Origin of the sequence: Cupriavidus sp. BIS7 (assembly GCF_000292345.1) — a bacterium.
Classification (GTDB): domain Bacteria; phylum Pseudomonadota; class Gammaproteobacteria; order Burkholderiales; family Burkholderiaceae; genus Cupriavidus.
In genome coordinates this window covers 35,955-59,597 of the sequence record NZ_ALOU01000037.1, presented here as the reverse complement: position 1 = coordinate 59,597, position 23,643 = coordinate 35,955, and the positions used below count along the sequence as shown (strand labels likewise).

Here is a 23,643-nt window from a genome sequence, read left to right as displayed (position 1 = left end):
TCGCCGGCCAATGTTGCCGCAACGATTATATTCGCCAGGAATAAAAAAAGCCCCGCATGCGGGGCCTTCGTGCTGCAAAGGCTGTTATCAGGCCGCCGGAACGACGCTGACTTGCTGCTTCTTGGCAGCGCCCTTGACGGCAAACTGCACGTGGCCGTCGACCAGCGCGAACAGGGTGTGGTCCTTGCCAATACCCACGTTCTCACCAGCGTGCACGCGCGTGCCGCGTTGGCGAACGATGATGCCACCAGCGTTGATGGCCTGACCGCCGTAAACCTTCACGCCCAGGCGCTTCGATTCCGAATCCCGGCCGTTCCGCGTAGAGCCGCCGCCTTTTTTCTGTGCCATGTCTTAACTCCTGTTAGACCTATTGCGATGTTGCCAGTGTCCGAGCCGATGCTCAGGCGACGATGGCTTCGATGCGCAGTTCGGTGTAATTCTGACGATGGCCCTGACGCTTCTGGTAGTGCTTGCGACGGCGCATCTTGAAGATCTTCACCTTGTCGTGACGACCTTGGGCGATAACGGTAGCCTTGACGGAAGCCCCGCTCACCAGCGGCGTACCAAACTTGATTTGGTCGCCAGCGCCCACTGCGAGCACCTGGTCCAGCGTGATTTCTGCGCCAATGTCAGCCGGTATCTGTTCTACTTTCAGTTTTTCGCCAGCAGCAACCTTGTATTGCTTGCCGCCGGTTTTTACGACCGCGTACATTGTCGAACCTCTCGATGTTGAATGAAACGTTGAATGCTGCCCTGGGAGACCGGTGCCGGCGCCCCGGGGTTGGCGCCGTTTCGTGCGCCGCAGACGGTGCGCGTAGACGAACGCGACCGAAGGAACCGGCGATTATAGACCAGTTCCAGGAAATTCGCAAAGAAAACAATGAGATAGCCTGCAGAGGCACTTCCGGCGGCGACCGGGTCACATCCAGCGCGCGGAACGTCAGGTCAGGTCGGCCAGCAGAAACCCAGCCAGGGCGGCAAACGCCATCCACCAGGCCGTGCGGCGGGCGGGCCGGCGGGAATCGCGAGGCTTGTTCATGGCGGCATTATAAATAGGCCGAACTGAACAGGCCGGACGTGTGCGGGGCCACGCACCGGGTGTGCGGCGCCGCCACACACCCTGACATTCCCTTCCACCTTGCTACCCGCGACAGCCAAACGCACACCCGCATCGCATATAATCCACCGGTTTTGCGAAACGGTGATTCATCTTGTCCCAGTCTTCCGCTACTGCCTTGCTTGCCCCGGTCGCTGCCGACATGCGCGCCGTTGACGCAGTCATCCGCCGACGCCTGTCGTCGGAAGTACCGCTGATCGAACAAATCGGCGAATACATCATCAGCGCGGGCGGCAAACGCCTGCGCCCGGTCATCCTGCTGTTGTCGGCGCGCGCGTTTGGCTACGAAGGCCATCGCCACCACGAGCTTGCCGCGGTGGTGGAGTTCATCCACACCGCCACGCTGCTGCATGACGATGTCGTGGACGAATCCGAACTGCGCCGTGGCCGCGAGACCGCCAACGCGGTGTTCGGCAACGCAGCCAGCGTACTGGTAGGCGACTTCCTCTATTCGCGTGCCTTCCAGATGATGGTGGAGGCCGGCAGCATGCGCATCATGGAGATTCTCTCCAACGCCACCAACGTGATTGCCGAAGGCGAGGTGCTGCAGCTCCTGAACATGCACGACCCCGAAGTCACGGTTGAGCGCTACCTGCAGGTGATCCGCTACAAGACCGCCAAGCTGTTCGAAGCCTCGGCGCAACTGGGCGCGGTGCTTGCCGGCGCGGAACCGGCCATGGAAGAAGCCGCAGCCGAATACGGCCGCCGCATCGGCACGGCATTCCAGCTGATCGACGACATGCTCGACTACACGGCCAGCGCCGAGCAGATGGGCAAGAACGCCGGCGACGACCTGCGCGAAGGCAAACCAACACTGCCGCTGCTGCACCTGCTGGAACACGGCACGGCACAGCAGCGCGAACTGGCGCGCGACGCGATCGTGCAAGGCGGGACCGAGCATTTCGACGCAGTGTTCTCGGCCATCCACGCCAGCGGCGCACTCGAAGTGACGTTTGCAGCCGCCCAGCGCGAAGCGGAAGCTGCCGAGAAAGCCGCCATGCAATTCCCGGATTCGCCACTGAAGCAGACGCTGATCGACCTCTGCGCGTTCTCGCTGCAACGTCAGAGCTGATGGAGACGGTGCAAATCTTCTTGCACCCTCTTCCCATCCGAAAGAAACGCTGCTAAACTTTTGTTCTTTGCTGCTGACAACGCAAGTTTTGGCAACAAACACAAATCGGGGTGTAGCTTAGCCTGGTAGAGCGCTACGTTCGGGACGTAGAGGCCGGAGGTTCGAATCCTCTCACCCCGACCAGATTTCAGAAAAGCCGAATCAACGAAAGTTGATTCGGCTTTTTGCATTGGGCCGTCGCCCAGCCGTTGCGCTGGCCTATTGCCCGCCGGTCTGCCCGCCTGCCCTCCGCCCCGCGCAGGTAGGGTTGCGCCTCTGTCGCACAAACGCCAACGCGCGCGAAGCCTGGCTTTACAAAAAGTGACCCCGACGGCAAACTGCCCCGATCCGGGACCCATGCCCCCGTCGATCCCGCCGCAGTCAACCGCGCCGCTGTTCGTCTGTCCGAACGCGCGCACCATGCACAGTCACAGTATTTCGCCATGACACTAGGCCTCGCGCTTGCACAGAGCCGGCGGATCGCTCCGGCGCTGCTAGCCCAGCTGGAGCAATCGGCTCGGGAAAAGCAAACACAGCTGATCGACGAGATCATCGGCAGCGGCACAATGACCGCCCACGATGTCGCGGTTTTCGCTGCCGACAAATACCAGCTTCCGCTGCTCGATCTGTCCCAATACAACCTTGGCCGCGTGCCGCCGGCGCTGGCCGGCAACCGGGAATTCCACGCACACCGGCTGCTGGCGCTGGGCCGCCGGGAGAATCGGCTGGTCGTGGCGATGTCCGACCCCGCCAACCAGGCCGGCGTCGAGGCGATCCGCCAGAAGTTCAATCTGCCCGTGGAAACCGTCGTGGTCGAGCATGACAAGCTGATGAAGCATGTCCGCTCGGCCGGCGAGGCGCTTGGCACGCTCAAGAATGCGCTGCCCGTCAGCCCCACCGCGCAGAAGATGATCGAGTACGATCCGGCCGCCGCGGCCGGGGCGCGCAAGGCTCCGGGAAGCAACGAAATCGACGATGCGCCGGTGGTGCGTTTCCTGCAGAAGCTGCTGACCGAAGCGTTCCACCGCGGTGCGTCGGACCTTCACTTCGAACCGTTCGAGTTCTTCTATCGCGTGCGCTTCCGTGTGGACGGCGTGCTGCAGGAAGTCGCCCGCCCGCCGCAGGACATTCGCGACAAGATCGCCACGCGCATCAAGGTGCTGTCGCGCCTGGACATTTCGGAAAAGCGCGTGCCGCAGGACGGCCGGATGAAGCTGCTGATCTCGATGCCGAAGGACAAGGAAGGCAAGGAGACCGTCGAGAAGGCCATCGATTTCCGCGTGTCCACGCTGCCCACGCTGTTCGGCGAGAAGATCGTGATGCGTATTCTCGACTCGTCGAGCGACAAGCTCGACATCGATCAGCTCGGCTACGAGCCGCAGCAAAAGGAACTGCTGCTGGACGCCATCAAGCGCCCGTACGGCATGGTGCTGGTGACTGGCCCGACTGGTAGCGGCAAGACCGTGTCGCTCTACACGTGCCTGAACATGCTGAATCAGGGCGACATCAATATTTCGACTGCGGAAGACCCGGCCGAAATCCAGTTGCCGGGCATCAACCAGGTCAACGTCAACGACAAGGCGGGCCTGACTTTCGCCGCCGCGCTGAAGTCGTTCCTGCGCCAGGATCCGGACGTGATCATGGTCGGCGAAATTCGTGACCTGGAAACCGCTGACATTTCCATCAAGGCCGCGCAAACCGGCCACATGGTGCTGTCGACGCTGCACACCAACGACGCGCCCACCACGCTGACACGTCTGATGAACATGGGCGTGGCGCCTTTCAACATCGCGTCGTCGGTGTTGCTGATCACCGCGCAACGTCTGGCACGCAAGCTTTGCACCTGCAAGCGCGAAGGCGAGCTGGCGCCACAGGTGCTGGTCGATGCCGGATTCCGGGAGGCCGATATCGACGGCACCTGGAAGCCGTACCACCCGGTTGGCTGCGAGCGCTGCAATGGCAGCGGCTACAAGGGCCGCTGCGGCATCTACCAGGTCATGCCGATTTCCGAGGCAATGCAACAGATCATCCTGACGCACGGCACGGCGCTGCAAATTGCGGAACAGGCCCGCAAGGAAGGCGTGCTATCGTTGCGGGAAGCCGGCCTGCTCAAGGTCAAACAGGGCGTCACGTCACTCGAAGAAGTGCTGGCGACCACGAATACGTAAAACAAAGATAACTAGTCGGGGGTCAAATCATGGCGACGCGCGCACCAGCGGCGGGCGCCCGGACGGCAGCGCCGTCGCGGGCCAAATCAGGGCGGAAGGCGCCCACGCAGTACATCTTCGAATGGGAAGCCAAGGACCGCAAGGGCAAGTCGTTCAAGGGCGAACAACGTGCCGAGAGCCAGACCGAGGTCACCGCCTCGCTGCGCAAGCAGGGGCTGACCATCGTCAAGATGAAGAAGCGCAAGGGCGCGCGCGGCAAGAAGATCATCGAGAAGGATATCGCGTACTTCACGCGCCAGCTCTCGACCATGCTCAGGGCCGGTGTGCCCCTGCTGCAGTCGATCGACATCATCGCGCGCGGCCACGCCAACCCGAACTTCACGCAACTGCTCAACGTCATCCGCTCCGACATCGAGTCCGGCAGCAGCATGGCCACGGCATTCCGGCGCCATCCGCAGTACTTCGACACGCTCTATTGCAACCTGATCGACGCCGGTGAACAGGGCGGTATTCTCGATGCCCTGCTCGACCGGCTGTCGCTCTACATGGAGAAGAGCATTGCGCTGAAGAGCCAGATCAAGTCGGCAATGATCTACCCGATCGCCGTGCTGACGGTGGCCTTCGCCGTGACCGTGGTGCTGATGCTGTTCGTGATTCCAGCGTTCAAGGGCGTGTTTTCGAGTTTCGGCGCCTCGCTGCCGGCGCCCACAATGGTGGTGATCAATATTTCGGACTTCTTCGTGCAGTATTGGTACATCGTTATCGGCGTACCGGTTTTCTCGATCATCGGCTACTTTCGGGCCAGGAAGAAGTCTGAGAAGGTGCAGCGCTGGCACGACATGGTACTGCTCAAGATGCCGATCTTCGGCAGCCTGTTCCGCAAGGCCGTGATCGCACGCTGGACGCGTACGCTGGCGACGATGTTCGCAGCCGGCACACCACTGGTGGAATCGATGGAATCAGTGGCTGGCGCGGCGGGCAACTGGCTGTACTACGACGCCACTCGCCAGGTCGAGCAGGCCGTGCGCATGGGTACCAGCCTGACCAATGCGATGCAGGCCACGCACGTGTTCGACAACATGGTGCTGCAGATGACACAGATCGGCGAGGAATCCGGCGCGCTGGACAACATGCTGCTCAAGGTTGCCGAATTCTACGAACGCGAGGTCGACGATGCGGTGGCCGCCATCTCCAGCCTGATCGAGCCGCTGATCATCGTGATCCTCGGCGTGCTGATCGGCGGCATGGTCGTGGCGATGTACCTGCCGATCTTCAAGCTGGGCCAAGTGGTGTAAAGCCGGGTGGTGTAACGCATGCAAGCTGTCTTGTCGTCGCTGGCGGCCTTGCCGCCAGCTTTCCTGATTGTCGCGGCCGGCGTGGTCGGCCTGATGGTTGGCAGTTTCCTCAATGTGGTGATTCATCGTCTGCCGAAGATGATGGAGTACGACGAGGCCAACTACATCGCGGAAGTCCGCGGCGAGCCGTTGCCGCATCCCGAGCGTTACAACCTCATGGTGCCGCGCTCGGCCTGCCCGAATTGCGGCCATCTGATCGCCCCCTGGGAAAACATCCCGGTCATCAGCTACCTGTTCCTGCGCGGCAAGTGCAAGTCCTGCAAGGCGCCGATCGGCATCCGCTACCCGCTGGTCGAACTGGCCACGGCGGCGCTCAGCGCGCTGGCCATGTTGCATTTCGGCCCGACCGCCCAGGCGGTGGCCGCGATCGCGATGATCTGGGCGCTGGTCGCGCTGTTCATGATTGACGCGGACACCCAGCTTCTGCCGGACCAGATCACGCTGCCGCTGCTGTGGCTTGGCCTGCTGCTGAATCTGCAGGGCCTGTTCGTGCCGCTGACGGACGCCGTCATTGGCGCCGCCGCGGGCTACCTGCTGCTGTGGAGCGTCTACTGGCTCTACAAACTGGTGCGTGGCCGTGAAGGCATGGGCCATGGCGATTTCAAGTTGATGGGTGCGCTTGGCGCGTGGTTCGGCTGGCAGGCACTGCCGGCCCTGATTCTGATGTCGTCGGTGGTCGGCGCGGTGCTGGGTGGCGCGATGCTGGTGTTCCACCGCAAGAGCAGTGACACCACATTCCCGTTCGGCCCATATATCGCCGGCGCCGGCCTGATCATCCTGTTCTTCGGCGCTGATGTGTTGCCGCTGGGGCTGGTGGTCGGCCACTAGGTGCCACCGAGGGCGCCCAACCACAAAGCTGGTATCGTTGGCGGCATTCGCCACGGACGACACCCCTGCCCCATGCTGGAAATTGGACTCACCGGCGGTATCGGCTCCGGAAAAACCCGCGTTGCGGACATGTTTGCCGCACGCGGGGCCGCGCTGATCGATACCGATCTCATTGCCCACGAAATCACCGCACCGGGTGGTGCAGCCATCGCACCGTTGGTGGACGCCTTTGGCCCCGGCTGCCTGCGGCCCGACGGCGCAATGGATCGCGATGCGATGCGCGCACGGGTCTTTTCCGACCCCACAGCCAAGACCCGCCTCGAAGGCATCACCCATCCGCTGATCCGGCAGGTTACCGAAACACGGGCCGGCGCCATCCGCAAATCGGGCCAGCATCCGTACCTGATCTACGTGGTGCCGTTGCTGGTCGAATCCGGTACTTGGCACGCACGCGTGGGCCGTGTGCTCGTGGTCGATTGCCAGGAGGAAACCCAGATCGCGCGCGTGATCGCACGCAATGGGTTCACGCGCGATCAGGTGCTGGCGATCATGCGCCGGCAGGCCACGCGCGCCGAGCGGTTGGCCGTGGCAAACGATGTGATTGATAACGACGGGTCGCCCGAGGCACTCGACGCGCAGGTCGCGCGACTCGATGCGCTATACCGTTCACTGACCGACACGTCAGCAACTGCGTAACGATATCGTCGCCCCCGACTCGTACCGCCTATGTACCGACTATGTACATACGAGCAGATTCGATTTGTCCTCGGGCGCCGACTCGCATAGAATGCGCTGAAACATGCCAGCATACATGCGCTGCGTGACGCATTCGAGCCGCACGCAAGTTGCTCCGCATGGGCGAAATCGTCACGGGCAGCGCCAGAGCGCCCCCGACTGAAACAACCGCCAACCGGCGCGCTGCACGGACACCGACTTGATCCTGTACGAATATCCTTTCAACGAACGCATCAGGACGCTCCTGCGCCTGGAGGATCTGTTCGATCGGCTGGATTATTTCCTCGGGCAGGAACATCCGCTTCAGCATCACGTTGCCATCACCACGCTGTTCGAAATCATCGATGTGGCGGGACGTGCCGATCTGAAGACCGATCTGATCAAGGAACTCGAACGCCAGCGCCAGGCGCTGGCGCCTCTGCGTGCCAATCCGCAGATCGATCAGGATGCACTTGTCAGCGTGATCACCGAGATCGAGCAGGGCATTGCCGCTCTCAGCCAGACCGTTGGCAAGGCTGGCCAGCTTCTGGCCGACAACGAGTGGCTGACCAGCATCCGCAGCCGCGCCATCATCCCCGGCGGCACCTGTGAATTCGATTTGCCGGCCTACTATGCGTGGCAGCATCGCCCCGCCGAGGATCGCCGCACGGATATCCTCAAATGGGCGCGCCCGCTGGCCTCGCTGCGCATGGGTGCATCGATCGTGCTGCGCCTGCTGCGCGAATCGGGCCAGAGCGGCAAGGTCATTGCCACCGGCGGCAGCTATCAGCAAATGCTGTCGGGCCGCAGCTACCAGCTCATGCAGGTCTACCTGGACGCATCGCTGCTGGCTTTCATCCCCGAGATGAGCGCCAACAAGTACATGCTCTGGGTACGCTTCACGCAGCAGGACGGCGACATGCGGCCGCGCTCGGTGGATGCCGACATCCCCTTTCTGCTCAAACTCTGTAATTTCTGAAGTCTGCGATGCCAGCCGTCGTCAAATGTCCCACCTGCGGCAAGGATGTTGCCTGGCTGCCGGAGAACAAATTCCGCCCGTTCTGCTCGGAGCGCTGCAAACAGATCGACCTTGGGGCCTGGGCATCCGAGAAGTACGTGATCGGCGGCAAGCCCGGCGAGACACCATCGCCAGACCTGCCGGAAGACCCGGAAGACTGAGTTCCTGCCCCCTCTCCACACCCGTGAGAGAGGGAGCGCATCGCTACAGTTCTGGCCCCTGATCGGTCACCGCGCTGTCAACACTCGCCGGCAGAACCCCACGCAGACCAGCACGAATACGGCCAGTCCCAGCCACTGCGCGGCGGCGCCAAACCCTGCCCCGACAACGGCCAGCGGCGCCTCCTTGCCCGAGAGGCCGATGATCGCGGCCAGGGCCACGCCCACAAGGCTTTCCCCGACGATCAGGCCTGACGCAAGCAGCGTGCCGCGCCGTTCGGCATGGGCCAGTACCAACTCCACGTTGTCACCGCGCGCCTCGGCGCGACGCCGCTCCGCGCGCAGCAGCCACCATGAAAGCACCGCGCCAACCACAAGTGCCGAACTGACCGTCGGCGGCAAATAGATGCCGATGCCCACGGCCAGCACCGGGAGCCGCGCGGAACCGCCGCGACGACGCAGCACCTCATCGATGGCGATCAGCACCACACCCAGCGCCACGCCGATCAGGATCATCGTCCAGTTGAGCCGGTGCGTGAAAATGCCCGTGGCAATTGCCGTCATCAGCGTGGCCTGCGGTGCGGCCAGCGCCTGGTTCGGGTCCATGTCCGCGCGCGGCAAGGCGCCGGCAAAGCCGTAGGCGTTGTAAAGCAGTTCCAGCACCGGGGGAATCACCGCTGCACCCACGACACAGCCGATCAGCAGCGCCACCTGCTGGCGCCACGGCGTTGCGCCGACGAGCCAGCCGGTCTTCAGGTCCTGCAGGTTGTCATTCGAAATCGACGCCACGGCCACCACGGCCGAAGTCGTGAAGATCGCCAGTGCAATCGCAAACTTGCCGCCCTCGGGCGTATCGAGCAGGCCGTCGAGCGTGCCGATCCCGAGAATCAGCAGCGACACCAGGATCACCGCGATAATGCCGATACCCGAGATCGGGCTGGCCGACGATCCCACCAGACCCGCCATGTAGCCGCAGGCCGCCGCCACCAGAAAGCCGAACACAAAGGCGAACACCACCGCACAGCCAACCAGCCGCCAGCTAGCGCCGGTGTCGAGCGGCGCCGGGGCCAGGAAATGGCCGAACGTCACGGCCAGCACAACCAGCAGGACCAGCGTGATGGCACCAATCCAGGCAACCGGCATGTCGCGCTGCGTGCGCGGCATTGCACCGCCCTGCCCCGGCCCGCCACCGCGCAGGGCGCCCATCGATGCGCGTACGCCTTCGACCATCGGCTTGAAGAGCGTGCCGAGCGTCCAGATTGCCGCGATGCCGATCGTGCCGGCGCCGATGAAGCGCGCCTGCGTGCTCCACACCGAAGTGCCGAAGCTCGACAACGTGGCCCCGGCCGGCATCGGCGTAATTGCGGTCAGCCACGGCACGGCGATTCCCCAGGTCAATACAAGACCCAGCAGCATGGCCAACCCGCCGACGATGCCAACCAGATAGCCAGCACCCACCAGCGCAAGCGAAAAGCCCATCGAGAGCCGGATCACGGACGCACCTGCCGCAAACCACGCATTGGCACCTTCGGCCAGGAGTCGCAGGCCGCCTGCTGCGAAGCTGAACAGCCCGGCCGCAGTGCCTCCGGCAACCAGATCGGCCAGTCCGGTGGCCTGCTTTTTGTCACCGGCCGCCTGACCCGCGCTACCCACGCGCAGGATCTCGGCAGCGGCCACCCCTTCGGGATACGGCAGGTCACTCTGCACCACCATCGCGTGGCGCAGCGGAATGCTGAAGATCACGCCGAGCATGCCGCCCGCCGCGCAAATCGCCAGCGTCTGCCAGAACGGAAAGCCCTGCCAGTGTCCGAGCATGACCAGGCCCGGCAGGATGAAGATGATCGACGACAGGGTGCCGGCGGCGGATGCCTGCGTTTGCACCATGTTGTTCTCAAGGATGTTAGCGCCCGGGAACAGCCGCAGCACGGCCATCGAGATCACGGCCGCCGGAATCGCCGACGAGAACGTCAGGCCAACCTTGAGGCCGAGGTAGATATTGGAGGCGGTGAAAACCACCGTGATCAGGGCACCAAGGATGATGCCGCGTAGCGTCAGTTCGGGCAGCGAAACAGCGTCATCGATACGATCGACACGTTGCATGGAGCCTCCTGAGTTTTTGTTGGAAAAAAATTTGCCCGGCCGGAGCCGGGCATCGATTTCAGCTTGCGCGGGATTCTTCCGCCAGCCACTCGACGACGGGAATCGTCGCCGGCAATAGCGGCCCCACATCAACCGGCACCGCCTGCCAGGAAAACGCCTGCCCCTCCCGGCCAACCGGCTCGCCGCGCCAGTCGGTTACCTTGCAGAAATACAGGCGCACATAGGCGTGCGGGTAATCGTGCTCGAGCGTATGCCAGCGTTCGCTGCGCAGGATATCGAGCCCGAGTTCTTCGTGCAGCTCGCGCGCCAGCGCCGCTTCCACCGACTCACCGGGCTCCAGCTTGCCGCCCGGGAATTCCCAGTAGCCTTCGTATGGCTTGCCCGCCGGGCGCTGTGCCAGCAGGAAACGGCCGTCGGGCTGGATCATCACGCCGACAGCCACCTCGGTAACCTTGCGAGTCTGCCCGTCGGCCGTCTTCACGGTTTCAGCGGTTGTTGCAGCGGATTCTGCGGTTTGGGCCTGACCACTCATGCCTTGTCACCATCATCCGCCGCCAGGTCTGCCACAAACGGCTTGCCGTGCTTGCCGCCCCAGTCGCGCGCAAACTGCCACGCCACGCGGCCCGAGCGCGAACCGCGTTCGAGCGCCCAGACCAGTGCGTCGCCACGCGCCGCTTCGATATCGGCCGGCGTGCAGCCAAAGTGCGCGAGCCAGTGGGCAACGATGGCCAGGTACTCGTCCTGCTTCGGCGGATAGAACGACAGCCACAGGCCAAAGCGCTCGGACAGCGAGATCTTCTCTTCCACCACTTCGCCCGGATGGATCTCGCCATCGGCCATGTGCTGGTAGGTCTCGTTGTCCTTCATGTACTCGGGCAACAGATGGCGGCGATTCGACGTGGCATAGATCAGCACGTTGTCCGATTGCGCGGCCACCGAGCCGTCCAGCGCCGACTTCAGCGATTTGTAGCCCGACTCACCCTCCTCGAACGACAGATCATCGCAGAAGATCGCAAAGCGCTCAGGGCGCTGGGCCAGTTGCTCGACGATATCGCCGAGATCGCCCAGGTCATCCTTGTCCACTTCGACCAGACGCAGCCCGTCCTTCACGAATGCGTTCAGGCAGGCCTTGATCAACGACGACTTGCCCGTGCCGCGTGCGCCGGTCAGCAGCACGTTGTTGGCCGGGAGGCGGTTCACGAACTGGCGTGTATTGGCCACGATCGCATCCTTCTGGCGATCGATGTTCTTGAGATCGTCCAGGTGGATCGGCGGAAGCTGGCGAACCGCCTGCAGATAGCCAATGTTGCCGAGCAGGCTCTGGCGCTTGCGCCAGCGGAACGCCACCGCCTCCTTCCAGTCCGCTTCGGTCAGTTCCGGCGGCAGCCATTGTTCGAGACGGGCGAGGAAGCCATCGAGGCGGGCAGCGAGGTCAGACATGGTGCGGTTCTTCCGGAATTACGAACGGTAGTCGGCGTTGATGGACACGTAGTCATGCGACAGGTCGCACGTCCACACCGTTGCTTCGGCGTCGCCACGGCCCAGTGCGATGCGCACCGTGATCTCGGCCTGCTTCATCACGCGCTGGCCGTCTTCCTCGCGATATTCGGGGTTGCGGCCGCCATCGCGCGCCACCCAGACGTCATCGAGCCACAGGTTCACGCGGTCGACGTCAAGATCGTTCACGCCGGCATAGCCGATGGCAGCCAGAATGCGGCCAAGGTTGGGGTCCGATGCGTAGAACGCCGTCTTGACCAGCGGCGAATGGGCCACGGCGTAGGCAATCTGGCGGCACTCGGCCACGCTCTTGCCGCCTTCCACGCGGATCGTCATCAGCTTGGTGGCACCTTCGCCGTCGCGCACGATCATCTGGGCCAGTTCCTGGGCCAGCGCCGTCACGGCATCGCGCAGCGCTTCGAAGCCCGCGCCCTCGGCACGGTCGATCGACACACCGGCCTTGCCCGAGGCAATCAGCACGAACGAGTCATTGGTCGATGTATCGCCATCGATCGTGATGCTGTTGAACGAGTGATCGGCCGCGTGCGACACCAGCTTCTGCAGCACCGGCTGTGCCACGGCGGCGTCCATGGCGATGAAGCCGAGCATCGTGGCCATGTTCGGACGAATCATGCCGGCGCCCTTGCTGATGCCCGAGAGCGTCACGGTCTTGCCGTCGATCTGCACCGTGCGCGATGCGGCCTTCGGCTGCGTATCGGTAGTCATGATCGACTCGGCGGCAGCCAGCCAGTTGTCGGCGCGCGCATTGGCGATGGCCGTCGGCAGCGCGGCGGTCAGGCGATCGACCGGGAGCTGCTCCAGGATCACGCCGGTCGAGAACGGCAGCACCTGGTTCGGCTGAATGGCGAGCGCCTTGGCCAGTGCATCGCACGTGGCGCGGGCGGCGGCCAGGCCCGGCTCGCCGGTACCGGCGTTGGCGTTGCCCGTGTTGACCACGATCGCGCGGATTCCGACGCCTGCGGCAAGGTGTTCACGGCAGACCTGCACCGGCGCGGCGCAGAAGCGGTTCTGCGTGAACACACCCGCCACGGTGCTGCCCTCGGCCACGCGGACCACCAGCACGTCCTTGCGATTGGCCTTGCGGATGCCAGCTTCGGCCCAGCCGAGCTCGACGCCGGCGACGGATTTCAGGTTTTCTGCCTGAGGCAGGGGCAGGTTCACGGGCATGATCGTTTCCTTTACTGCAAATTGACTGGTTCCTGACGAACATGCCCGCTTGACGCGGGGTCAAGCGGGCATGCTCGGGATATTTGTCGACGAAGGCGCGACGGTCTCGGTCGCACCTTCATCGGCGGTAATGGCAGTGGCCGGAGGCTTCAGCTCAGCTTGCCGTGGCACTGCTTGAACTTCTTGCCCGATCCGCACGGGCACGGATCGTTGCGGCCGACCTTCGGCATGCCGGCAAGCGCCACATCACCACCCATCGCGGCCATTGCCGCGGTGGCCGTGCTGCTGCGCGGGGGCGCGGCCGGCTCGACCGGCTCGCGGCCCTCGGCAAACTCGTCATGCTTGTACTGCACGTTCTCGAGGTGCGCCAGGCCTTCCTCGATCTGTTCGGACGCCTGCTCCAGCTCTTCGGGGGACTGGATGCGCACGTTGAACACGACGCGCGTGACTTCGCTCTTGATCAGATCCAGCAGGCGCGCAAACAGTTCGAACGATTCGCGCTTGTATTCCTGCTTCGGGTCCTTCTGCGCATAGCCGCGCAGGTGGATGCCCTGACGCAGGTGATCGAGTGCGGCCAGGTGTTCGCGCCAGTGCGTGTCGATGCTTTGCAGCATCACCGAGCGCTCGAAGCCGGCAAACGACTCGCGGCCAACCTGGGCGATCTTGCTGTCGTAGAGTTCGCGCGCGCCGGTCAAGATCATGTCCAGCAGCTCTTCGTCCTCGATACTCTGTGCGCCTTCGATGGTCTTGGCCAGCGGCACTTCCAGGCCCCAGTCGTCGCGCAGACGCTGCTCCAGGCCGGCGATGTCCCACTGTTCTTCCATGCTCTCGGCGGGCACGTGCTCGCGGAACATCTCCACCAGCACGCTTTCGCGCAGGTTCGCCACCATCTCGCCGACGTCCTGCGATTCGAGCACGTCGTTGCGGAGCTTGTAGATTTCCTTGCGCTGGTCGTTGGCAACGTCGTCGTACTGCAGCAACTGCTTGCGGATGTCGAAGTTGCGGCCTTCCACCTTGCGCTGCGCCGATTCGATCGAGCGCGTGACGATGCCGGCTTCGATCGGTTCGCCCTCGGGCATCTTCAGGCGTTCCATGATCGCGCGCACGCGGTCGCCGGCGAAAATGCGCAGCAGTTGGTCGTCGAGCGACAGATAGAAGCGCGAGGAACCCGGGTCGCCCTGACGGCCGGCACGGCCGCGAAGCTGGTTGTCGATCCGGCGCGACTCGTGGCGCTCGGTGCCGACGATATGCAGGCCGCCCGCGGCCTTGACCTGCTCGTGCAGCGATTGCCACTCACCTTCGAGTTGCGCGATCTTCGCTGCCTTGTCGGCATCGGACAGGTTGGCATCGGCATCGATGAAGCCGGCCTGCTTTTCCACGTTGCCACCGAGCACGATGTCGGTACCGCGACCGGCCATGTTGGTGGCGATCGTGATCATCTTCGGACGGCCGGCCTGCGCCACGATTTCGGCTTCGCGCGCGTGCTGCTTGGCGTTCAGCACCTGGTGCGGCAGCTTTTCCTTGTTGAGCAGGTCCGAAAGGTACTCGGAAGTCTCGATCGAGGTCGTGCCCACCAGCACCGGCTGGCCGCGCTCGAAGCAGTCGCGGATGTCGCGCACGACCGCGTCGTAGCGTTCCTTCGACGTCTTGTAGATCTGGTCCTGCAGGTCCTTGCGCTGGGCCTGGCGGTTGGTCGGGATCACCACGACTTCAAGGCCGTAGATCTCCTGGAATTCGTAGGCTTCCGTGTCGGCCGTGCCGGTCATGCCGGCCAGCTTTTCGTACATGCGGAAGTAGTTCTGGAACGTGATGGTGGCCAGCGTCTGGTTTTCCTGCTGGACCGTCACGCCTTCCTTGGCCTCCACGGCCTGATGCAGACCGTCGGACCAGCGGCGGCCCGTCATCAGGCGGCCGGTGAATTCGTCGACGATAACCACCTCGTCGTTCTGCACCACGTAGTGCTGGTCGCGGTGGAACAGGCTGTGCGCGCGCAGGGCCGCGTACAGGTGGTGCATCAGCGTGATGTTCTGCGGCGCATACACCGATTCGCCTTCACCGATCAGCCCAAGTTGGGACAGGATCTGCTCGGCCTTCTCGTGGCCCGCCTCGGTCAGGTAGACCTGGTGGCCCTTTTCGTCCACAAAGTAGTCGCCCGGCTTCTCTACGCCCGTGCCGTCGGCCTTTTCCTCGCCGATCTGGCGATCGAGCAGCTTCGGAATGCCGTTCATGCGCTGGTAGAGGTCGGTCTGGTTCTCGGCCTGACCCGAAATGATCAGCGGCGTACGTGCCTCGTCGATCAGGATCGAGTCCACTTCGTCGACGATCGCGTAGTGCAGCGGACGCTGCACGCGCTGCGACGGGTCGTAGACCATGTTGTCGCGCAGGTAGTCGAAACCGAACTCGTTGTTGGTGCCGTACGTGATATCCGCGTTGTAGGCGACCTGCTTCTGGTCGTGCGGCATCTGCGACAGGTTCACACCCACCGACAGGCCCAGGAAGTTGTACAGGCGGCCCATCCACTCGGCATCGCGCTGGGCCAGGTAGTCGTTCACGGTCACCACGTGCACGCCCTTGCCCGTCAGCGCATTGAGGTACACGGACAGCGTGGCAGTCAGCGTCTTGCCTTCGCCAGTACGCATTTCCGCGATCTTGTTGTCATTCAGCACCATGCCGCCGATCATCTGGACGTCGAAATGGCGCATCTTCATGACACGCTTGCTGGCTTCGCGGCAAACGGCAAAGGCCTCGGGCAGCAGCGACTCCAGCGACTCGCCGCCGGCGTGGCGCTGGCGGAATGTCTCGGTCATGCCGCGCAGCTCGTCGTCCGAGAGCTTTTCGTACTTCGGCTCAAGGGCATTGATCTGCGCGACCGTGCGGCGATATTGTTTGATCAGCCGTTCGTTGCGGCTGCCGAAGACTTTCTTGAGAAGGCCCGTGATCATCGAGTGCTTTCACCTGCGCGAGGGCCCGTTAGCAAACCGGACAGCCTTGCGCGAGTAATGGGTAGATTGGCGCGAAACGCCGAGTTTATCATGTGCCGATGTCCTGACCGGACCGTTGCCAGCACAGATTCTGCGTGGGCGCAACATGCCCCGGCGGCGGCTGGAAATACATCGGTCGGTCAGTCTGGCCGTCAGGTTGGGACAACACCACGGACTTCAATGTTCCGCGTACGCTGGGGCGGGATCAGCGAATGGCCGTGCGGTCGGTCGGCACTGGCGCGGACGCCAGCGATTCAGGTGCCGGTGCCGGCGCAGCCGCATTCAGGAACCCGCCCGGATTACGTGGCACGCCGTTCACATGGACCTCGAAATGCAGATGGGCTCCGGTTGAGCGGCCCGTGCTGCCGACCCGGGCAATCATCTGGCCGGGCCGGACGAGATCACCCACCCTGACCAGCGTTTTCGACGCGTGGGCGTAGCGGGTCTTGAGCCCGTTGCCATGATCGATGTCGATCATGTTGCCGTACTCGTTGTGCCATTCTGCGGCCACCACGACACCGCCTGCCGCCGCCAGGATCGGCGTGCCGGGCGGCGCCACGAAGTCCACGCCATCGTGGCGGGTACGGCGGCCGGTAAATGGATCGATGCGCGCGCCAAAGCCCGATCCATCGTAGCCGGTGGCCACGGGCATCACGCTGGGGATGCGCCGCTCACGGAACTGGCGATCCATCAGTGCGGTTTCTATTACGTCGAAGTAGTCAGCGCGGTGCTCGGCCTGCTGGCCAAGGCGCGTCAGTTCGTCGCGCAGTTCAGGCAACGTGAGTTCGCTCGATAGCGCCGGTGCGGCCGGGCCGCCACGTGCGGGGCGATGGCGGAAATCGAAATCTTGCGGAGCGATGCCGGCCAAACCCGAGACCCGTTCCCCGAGCGCATCGAGCCGGACCATCTGCGCCTGAAGCTCGCCCACGCGGGTCGCCAGCACGGCCAGATTCTGACGCAGATAGGCATTGTCGCGCGCCTGCCGCGAGGCCTCGGGCGCGCCCTGGGTGCGCGCCACGAGCCAGGTCACGCCTGACGAGGCCGCGGCGACGAGCGCGCTTAGTGCGAGGACCAGCAGTACCACGCGCAGCCGCGTGAGCCGGAAACGGAACACCCGCGGCTCTCGCGGATGCAGCACGATGATTTGCATGACCATCCCCCAACCGAAAAACAGGGCCATCCGGCCCGGTGCGCACGCGGGCAAAGGCATCCCGGCTCTCGGACGGGCAAGGATTGCGCGCTAGAATGCGCGCATGCGCATGTTTACCCACCACGCTCACCAGACCGCATCGGCCAAGCCACTCAACGACTGGCTGGCCAAGGCCGGGCCAGTCTCGACGCTGATGCAGACGGCGCGCGAACTGGCGTCACTGGAAGCGGAAGTCCTGTCGCTCCTGCCGCAAGGCATGCGGGCCGGCATCGCCGTGGCCGGCGTCAAGACCGACAACCGGGGACCGCAAACGGAGCAGACGCTGCTGTTGCTGGCCGCACATGGTGCGGCGGCCGCACGGGTCCGACAGGTGGTGCCGACCCTACTTTCCCGGCTGCAACAGCGGGGCTCGCAGGTTACCGCAATCCGTGTGCGGGTACAACCGGAGGTCGGGCGCGGCGACTGGGACACCGGGCCGGTCGAGCGCAAGCCGCGCACCGCCAACATTCCACCGACGGGCCTGCGGAGCATGGATGCGCTGGCGCACAGCCTTGAGGCATCGCCACTGAAGGATGCCGTGGAGGCACTGCTGGCGCATCATCGGTAGCGTGACCTAGCCTGGGCCTGAATCCGGACACAAATGAAAAAACCCCGCGTCTGTCGAACGCGGGGTTTTGTCTTGCGGGGCTTGCCGATCAGGCAAATGCCGGCTGAATCTGCGGCAGGAACGCAGCGGGCGCTTCCTCGACCTTGTCGAACGTCACAAACTCAAACGCTTCCTGATCCGCCAGCAGTGCACGCAGCAACTGGTTGTTCAGGCCGTGGCCCGACTTGTGCGCAACGTACGAGGCAATCAGCGGATGGCCAACCACGTACAGATCGCCGATGGCGTCGAGGATCTTGTGGCGTACGAACTCGTCGCCATAGCGCAGTTCCTCGTTGTTGAGCATGCGGTGCTCGTCGAGCACGATCGCATTGTCGAGGCTGCCGCCACGGGCCAGGCCCATCTCGCGCAGTGCTTCCACTTCGTGCGCAAAGCCGAATGTGCGGGCACGTGCGATCTCGCGGACGTAGCTGGTGTCAGCGAAGTCGATCGAGAAGGTCTGGCCGGTCTTGTCGACGGCCGGATGACGGAAGTCGATCGTAAATGCGAGCTTGAAGCCGAAGTACGGTTCCAGGCGGGCAAGCTTGTCGCCTTCGCGGACTTCCACCGCCTTCTTCACACGAATAAAGCGCTTGGCGGCGGGCTGTTCTTCGATGCCGGCCGACTGCAGCAGGAACACGAACGACGCAGCACTGCCGTCCATGATCGGGATTTCCTCGGCGTCGACGTCCACGTAAAGATTGTCCACACCCAGGCCGGCGCAGGCCGACATCAGGTGTTCGACGGTGGAAACGCGTGCGCCGTTCTTCTGCAGTACCGAAGCCAGGCGGGTATCGCCGATGGCCGAAGCCGCCGCGGGGATCTCAACCGCTTCGGGCAGATCGACACGCGTAAAGACGATGCCGGTATCAGCCGGGGCCGGTCGCAGGGTCAGCGTCACTTTGCGGCCCGAGTGCAAACCGATACCAACCGTCTTCACAAGGGATTTGATTGTGCGCTGTTTGAGCATGACGGCCTCAACTATTATAAAAAGCTATTGGGCGTAAATTCTAATAATGCGATTCTACCACCACTCGGTATATTGCGCTGCACCACTTTGTTTCGGGGTGTTAGGCAGCGTTACGAATGATGCTCATCGTGCACTTCCGCCCAATATTGCGTGTCACGCGCGCAACGCTTCAAGCACCGATTCGGCACTGCTGACCTTGAACTCGCCGGGTTCTTCGACGAACAGGTGGGTAACCACACCGTCGTCGAGCACCATCGCATAGCGTTTGGCGCGGACGCCCAGGCCACGCTGCGTCAGGTCCTGATCCAGGCCGAGGGCCCTGGCCCATTGCGCCGCACCGTCGGCCATCATGCGGACCTTACCGGCCGATTGCTGCTCGCGCGCCCACGCACCCATCACAAAGGCGTCGTTGACCGCGTGGCACCAGATCTCGTCGATGCCGGCGGCGCGCAGCGCGTCGTACTGTTTCACATAGCCGGGTACGTGCTTCGCCGAGCAGGTTGGCGTGAAGGCGCCAGGCAGGCCAAAGACAACAATCTTGCGTCCCTTGATCAGTTCGGCCACCGGAAACGCGTTCGGACCGAGCGCGCAGCCGCCGGATTCGGTTTCGAAATACTCATACAACGTGGCGTCAGGGACGCGTTGACCTACGGCGATCATGGAAGCCTCATCCTCTCGGTAGAAACCCTGCCTGCATCATAGGGGCGGATGCCGCCACAACCAAGCGCCGCATTCGCGAATCCTCGCTTCAGGTGCAGGGCAATCAGCATGGTGCATAAACGCCGCGCGGCGCGTCGTATGCACGCGCCGCGCGGACAAGGACACATCCCGCCGCTGGGAGGCGGGAAACCAGTCCGGGGAGGCGGCCGATGGCCTGCCTGCCCGGCAACGGGATGCGGACGGACTGCTTTCGGCGCGGGTGCGGCGCAGCCGGGCGCACTAACGGATCACGTCAGGCCCTGCAATCGTCGAGCGGATAGGGAGCGCTCAGGCGACGCGTTAGGAACCTGCCTGCAACCCGTCAGGCGCGCGGCCGCGGCCGCTGCCCTGCCGGAGCCCAGCTCAGTCTGCCTGCTTGCGCAGGAAGGCCGGGATATCGTACGTATCCACGCCCTTCTCCTGCAGCGCCGCCACGTGGGCGGACGCCGACTCGCGCGAGCTGCGCCACACAGCCGGGGTGTCCAGGCCACTGTAGTCCGGCGATGCATGCGCCGGGGCAGCAGCAGCGGTCAGGCCAGCCATCATCTGCACCGGGATGTTGTCCGTACCGGTCTTCAGCAGCGTCATCGGCTGCTGCTTCTTGGCCGAACGACCCAGACCCGTGGCCACAACGGTCACGCGCAGTGCGTCGCTCATCGAATCGTCGTACACCGTACCGAAGATCACGGTCGCGTCTTCCGCGGCATAGCTGCGGATCGTGTTCATGACTTCCTTGGTTTCCGACAGCTTCAGCGAGCGGCTGGCCGTGATGTTGACCAGCACGCCGCGCGCGCCGGACAGGTCCACGCCTTCGAGCAGCGGGCTGGCCACGGCCTGCTCGGCGGCCAGGCGGGCGCGATCCACGCCGGACACGGTTGCCGTGCCCATCATGGCCTTGCCCTGTTCGCCCATCACCGTCTTCACGTCTTCGAAGTCGACGTTCACCAGACCGTCCACGTTGATGATTTCGGCGATGCCGGCCACGGCGTTGTGCAGCACGTCATCGGCGCACTGGAAGCACTTGTCCATCTCGGCGTCGTCGCCCATGACTTCGAACAGCTTCTCGTTGAGCACCACGATCAGCGAGTCCACCGACGACTCCAGTTCGCCGGAACCGTGCTCGGCCACCTTGGCACGGCGCGCGCCTTCGAAGTCGAACGGCTTGCTGACCACGCCCACGGTCAGGATGCCCATTTCCTTGGCCACCTGCGCCACGATCGGCGCGGCACCCGTACCGGTACCGCCGCCCATGCCGGCAGTGATGAAGACCATGTGCGCACCGCGCAGGGCATCGGCGATCTGCTCGCGCGCCTGCTCGGCGCAGTTGCGGCCCACTTCCGGCTTGGCACCAGCACCCAGGCCGGTGTTGCCGAGCTGCAGCACGCGCGATGCCGAGGAGCGCTTGAGCGCTTGGGCGTCGGTATTCATGCAAATGAATTCCACACCCTGCACGCCACGGCTGATCATGTGCTGCACGGCATTGCCGCCCGCGCCGCCCACGCCCACCACCTTGATGATGGTGCCGTCCTGAATCTCCGTCTCGATCATGTCAAAGTCCATCACTGCCTCCGAAAGTAATCAGTCCCCAAACGCTGCGGCCTCCCCGCCGCAGCCCTTGGTTCCTGAACAAGAAACCGTCAAAAAAAATCGCTAACCGGAAAACACTGCAACAAAACTGCTCAACGTGCGATCTGCCAATTCGCTGACGCCTGGCAGCGCGTCACGTCGAAGAAATCCTGACCGTCAGGCTCGTCAGAAGTTGCCGACGAACCATTCCTTCATACGTCCCCACACCTGCTTCACGGACCCGCTCTGCACCGCAACCTTTCGGCCACGCATGCGTTGCACGCAACCCTCCTGCAGGAGGCCCATCACCGTGGAGTAGCGCGGGCTCTTCACCACCTCGTGCAGGTTGCCGCGATACTCGGGCACACCAACGCGCACCGGCTTCAGGAAGATATCTTCGCCCAGTTCCACCATGCCCGGCATCATTGCCGTGCCGCCGGTGATCACCACGCCTGACGACAGCAGTTCCTCATAGCCCGACTCGCGCACCACCTGGTGCACCAGCGAATAGAGTTCCTCGATGCGTGGCTCGATCACCGCGGCCAGCGCCTGGCGGCTCAGCGTCCGCGTGCCGCGGTCGCCCACGCCGGGCACCTCGATCATGTCTTCCGGATCGGCGATCGCCTGCTTGGCAATGCCGTACTGGATCTTGATGTCTTCGGCGTCAGGCGTCGGCGTGCGCAGCGCCATGGCGATGTCGTTGGTGATCTGGTCACCGGCGATCGGAATCACGGCCGTATGGCGGATCGCGCCTTCGCTGAAGATGGCGATATCCGTCGTGCCGCCGCCGATATCGACCAGCACCACGCCCAGTTCCTTCTCGTCCTCGGTCAGCACGGCCAGGCTTGACGCCAGCGGCTGCAGGATCAGGTCGTGCACCTCCAGGCCGCAGCGACGCACACACTTGACGATGTTCTGCGCCGCGCTGACCGCGCCGGTGACGATATGCACCTTCACTTCCAGGCGGATGCCGCTCATGCCGATAGGCTCGCGCACGTCCTCCTGGCCGTCGATGATGAATTCCTGGGTCAGGATGTGCAGGATCTGCTGATCGGTCGGGATGTTGACCGCCTTGGCGGTTTCGATCACGCGCGCCACGTCCGTCTGGGTGACTTCCTTGTCCTTGATCGCCACCATGCCGCTGGAATTGAAGCTGCGGATATGGCTGCCGGCGATGCCGGTAAAGACCTCGGCGATCTTGCAGTCGGCCATCAGTTCGGCCTCTTCCAGCGCGCGCTGGATCGACTGCACGGTGGCCTCGATGTTGACTACGACCCCCTTCTTCAAACCCTTGGACTCGGACTGGCCCATCCCGATCACCTCATAGCTGCCATCGGGGCGCAGTTCCGCCACCACGGCCGCCACCTTCGAGGTGCCGATATCGAGACCGACCAGTAGGTCCTTGTATTCCTTGCTCATCGAGTTTTCTCCGCGTTCTTACTCTTGAGTCGCGTCGGATTGTTGTTGGTATTACCGGCCGAAGCCGCCTGAGGGGTTGCCGCGCCGGCTGCCGAACCCGTCGCCGGGCCGGTTGCCACGGCGGTTGCTGGCGCGGCTGCCTTGGCCGCCGCCTTGGCTGCAGCAGCAGCCTGGGCATCGGTCAGGAAGCGCACGCTGGCCGCGCGGATCGCAAAGCCATTGGGATAGCGCAGGTCGGCATACTCGATCTGCTTGCCCACCTGCTCCGTCACCTGCGGCCACGACGCCACGAAGCGCTTGACCCGTGCTTCCATGGCGGCGCGGTCCTCGTCGGTCTGCTCTCGGCCAAATTCGACGACCATGCCGTTGGACAGCTTGGCGCGCCACGCATAGCGGCCCGACAGCGCCACGGCTAGCGGTTCGAGCTTCAGCGGCTTGAACCATTCGCGCATGATCTCGAGCTTCTCGACCACGTCCTCCTCGCTGTCCGGCGGTCCGTCAAGCGCCAGCAGCTGGGCATCCTCTTCGGCTTCGGCGGTGTTGGCCACGAATACCTCGCCATAGGTATTGATGAGCCTGCCGCTGTCCGCCGTGCCCCAGGTGCCAAGGGCTTCGTGCTCTTCTACCTGCACCGCCAGGCCGTTCGGCCATTCGCGCCGCACGCTCGCATGGCGCACCCATGGCACCGATTCGAACGCCTGGCGCGCCGTGTTCAGGTCAAGCGTGAAGAAGTTGCCTGCCAGCTTGCCCAGCGCGTTGGCGCGCACGCTGGGCGCGTTCACGTGACGCAGCGGCTCACCGTCCATCGACGTCAGCTCGACATGCGTGATGGCGAACACAGGCCGCTGGGCCAGCCACAGCAGGCCAGCCCCGAGCGCCAAGAGCGCCACCAGCGCGTAGAACGCTGAGGCGATCAGGTTGAGCAGGCGCGCGTTATGCCACATGTTTGGTCAGGTCAGGC

The 23,643-nt window shown here is 63.8% G+C and carries 21 protein-coding genes and 1 tRNA gene; 9 read left to right on the top strand and 13 right to left on the bottom strand.

Annotated elements, in window-relative coordinates; all coding sequences use genetic code 11:
- Nucleotides 1-87 precede the first annotated feature (87 nt).
- Both rpmA and rplU read right to left on the bottom strand, forming a co-directional pair.
- A complete protein-coding gene (gene rpmA / locus B552_RS0113580; protein WP_019449572.1) occupies nt 88-348 on the bottom strand; it encodes a 50S ribosomal protein L27 in 261 nt (86 codons plus the stop codon).
- Between the two features lie 52 nt (nt 349-400).
- Nucleotides 401-712: a 50S ribosomal protein L21 gene (rplU, locus tag B552_RS0113575; protein ID WP_008647259.1), complete on the bottom strand. Its 312-nt coding sequence runs from the start codon at nt 710-712 to the stop codon at nt 401-403.
- Nucleotides 713-1,259: 547 nt separating this feature from the next.
- Here rplU and ispB point away from each other — a divergent pair.
- From ispB to B552_RS0113530, 8 genes are all read left to right on the top strand, one after another.
- A complete protein-coding gene (gene ispB / locus B552_RS0113565) occupies nt 1,260-2,189 on the top strand; it encodes an octaprenyl diphosphate synthase (protein WP_019449571.1) in 930 nt (309 codons plus the stop codon).
- A 106-nt stretch (nt 2,190-2,295) separates the two neighbouring features.
- Nucleotides 2,296-2,372 (top strand) — tRNA-Pro (locus B552_RS0113560).
- A 299-nt stretch (nt 2,373-2,671) separates the two neighbouring features.
- Complete coding sequence (gene pilB, locus B552_RS0113555; protein ID WP_019449570.1) at nt 2,672-4,396, top strand: type IV-A pilus assembly ATPase PilB; 1,725 nt, start codon at nt 2,672-2,674, stop codon at nt 4,394-4,396.
- Nucleotides 4,397-4,425: 29 nt separating this feature from the next.
- Nucleotides 4,426-5,691 carry a type II secretion system F family protein gene (locus tag B552_RS0113550; protein WP_019449569.1) on the top strand — a complete coding sequence of 422 codons (1,266 nt, stop codon included), beginning with the start codon at nt 4,426-4,428 and terminating at the stop codon, nt 5,689-5,691.
- An 18-nt stretch (nt 5,692-5,709) separates the two neighbouring features.
- Nucleotides 5,710-6,579 (top strand): A24 family peptidase, encoded by an 870-nt coding sequence (locus B552_RS0113545; protein WP_026035633.1) that lies wholly within the window; start codon nt 5,710-5,712, stop codon nt 6,577-6,579.
- A 72-nt stretch (nt 6,580-6,651) separates the two neighbouring features.
- Nucleotides 6,652-7,275, top strand: coding sequence for a dephospho-CoA kinase (gene coaE, locus B552_RS0113540; protein WP_026035632.1), 624 nt, complete (start codon nt 6,652-6,654; stop codon nt 7,273-7,275).
- 238 nt (nt 7,276-7,513) lie between these two features.
- Complete coding sequence (gene zapD, locus B552_RS0113535; protein WP_019449566.1) at nt 7,514-8,272, top strand: cell division protein ZapD; 759 nt, start codon at nt 7,514-7,516, stop codon at nt 8,270-8,272.
- An 8-nt stretch (nt 8,273-8,280) separates the two neighbouring features.
- Entirely contained in the window at nt 8,281-8,472 is a 192-nt protein-coding gene (locus B552_RS0113530) for a DNA gyrase inhibitor YacG (protein ID WP_019449565.1), read from the top strand.
- 66 nt (nt 8,473-8,538) lie between these two features.
- On the opposite strand, the gene B552_RS0113525 is transcribed toward B552_RS0113530, so the two are convergent.
- The 6 genes from B552_RS0113525 to B552_RS0113500 all read right to left on the bottom strand — a co-directional run bounded on the left by B552_RS0113525 (nt 8,539) and on the right by B552_RS0113500 (nt 17,385).
- Nucleotides 8,539-10,569: an oligopeptide transporter, OPT family gene (locus B552_RS0113525; RefSeq protein ID WP_019449564.1), complete on the bottom strand. Its 2,031-nt coding sequence runs from the start codon at nt 10,567-10,569 to the stop codon at nt 8,539-8,541.
- A gap of 58 nt (nt 10,570-10,627) precedes the next feature.
- Nucleotides 10,628-11,101: an NUDIX domain-containing protein gene (locus B552_RS0113520; protein ID WP_019449563.1), complete on the bottom strand. Its 474-nt coding sequence runs from the start codon at nt 11,099-11,101 to the stop codon at nt 10,628-10,630.
- The gene (locus B552_RS0113515; protein WP_019449562.1) at nt 11,098-12,009 is read right to left on the bottom strand and encodes an ATP-binding protein; all 912 of its coding nucleotides are present in this window, start codon (nt 12,007-12,009) and stop codon (nt 11,098-11,100) included. Before B552_RS0113515 ends, B552_RS0113520 begins: the two co-directional genes overlap by 4 nt.
- Nucleotides 12,010-12,027: 18 nt before the next feature.
- A complete protein-coding gene (gene argJ / locus B552_RS0113510; protein ID WP_019449561.1) occupies nt 12,028-13,254 on the bottom strand; it encodes a bifunctional glutamate N-acetyltransferase/amino-acid acetyltransferase ArgJ in 1,227 nt (408 codons plus the stop codon).
- A 149-nt stretch (nt 13,255-13,403) separates the two neighbouring features.
- On the bottom strand, nt 13,404-16,196 hold the full coding sequence (gene secA, locus B552_RS0113505) for a preprotein translocase subunit SecA (RefSeq protein ID WP_019449560.1): 2,793 nt from the start codon (nt 16,194-16,196) through the stop codon (nt 13,404-13,406).
- Between the two features lie 244 nt (nt 16,197-16,440).
- The gene (locus B552_RS0113500) at nt 16,441-17,385 is read right to left on the bottom strand and encodes a M23 family metallopeptidase (protein WP_026035630.1); all 945 of its coding nucleotides are present in this window, start codon (nt 17,383-17,385) and stop codon (nt 16,441-16,443) included.
- Between the two features lie 103 nt (nt 17,386-17,488).
- On the opposite strand from B552_RS0113500, the gene B552_RS0113495 reads away from it, so the two are divergent.
- On the top strand, nt 17,489-17,992 hold the full coding sequence (locus tag B552_RS0113495; RefSeq protein WP_019449558.1) for a DciA family protein: 504 nt from the start codon (nt 17,489-17,491) through the stop codon (nt 17,990-17,992).
- 88 nt (nt 17,993-18,080) lie between these two features.
- Here B552_RS0113495 and lpxC read toward each other — a convergent pair whose 3' ends face one another.
- The 5 genes from lpxC to B552_RS0113470 form a co-directional block, all read right to left on the bottom strand.
- A complete protein-coding gene (gene lpxC / locus B552_RS0113490) occupies nt 18,081-18,998 on the bottom strand; it encodes a UDP-3-O-acyl-N-acetylglucosamine deacetylase (protein ID WP_019449557.1) in 918 nt (305 codons plus the stop codon).
- A 153-nt stretch (nt 18,999-19,151) separates the two neighbouring features.
- A complete protein-coding gene (locus B552_RS0113485) occupies nt 19,152-19,658 on the bottom strand; it encodes a peroxiredoxin (RefSeq protein WP_019449556.1) in 507 nt (168 codons plus the stop codon).
- A 402-nt stretch (nt 19,659-20,060) separates the two neighbouring features.
- The gene (ftsZ, locus tag B552_RS0113480; protein WP_019449555.1) at nt 20,061-21,257 is read right to left on the bottom strand and encodes a cell division protein FtsZ; all 1,197 of its coding nucleotides are present in this window, start codon (nt 21,255-21,257) and stop codon (nt 20,061-20,063) included.
- 192 nt (nt 21,258-21,449) lie between these two features.
- Nucleotides 21,450-22,682 (bottom strand): cell division protein FtsA, encoded by a 1,233-nt coding sequence (ftsA, locus tag B552_RS0113475; RefSeq protein ID WP_019449554.1) that lies wholly within the window; start codon nt 22,680-22,682, stop codon nt 21,450-21,452.
- A complete protein-coding gene (locus tag B552_RS0113470) occupies nt 22,679-23,626 on the bottom strand; it encodes a cell division protein FtsQ/DivIB (RefSeq protein WP_019449553.1) in 948 nt (315 codons plus the stop codon). Before B552_RS0113470 ends, ftsA begins: the two co-directional genes overlap by 4 nt.
- Between the last annotated feature and the right edge of the window lie 17 nt (nt 23,627-23,643).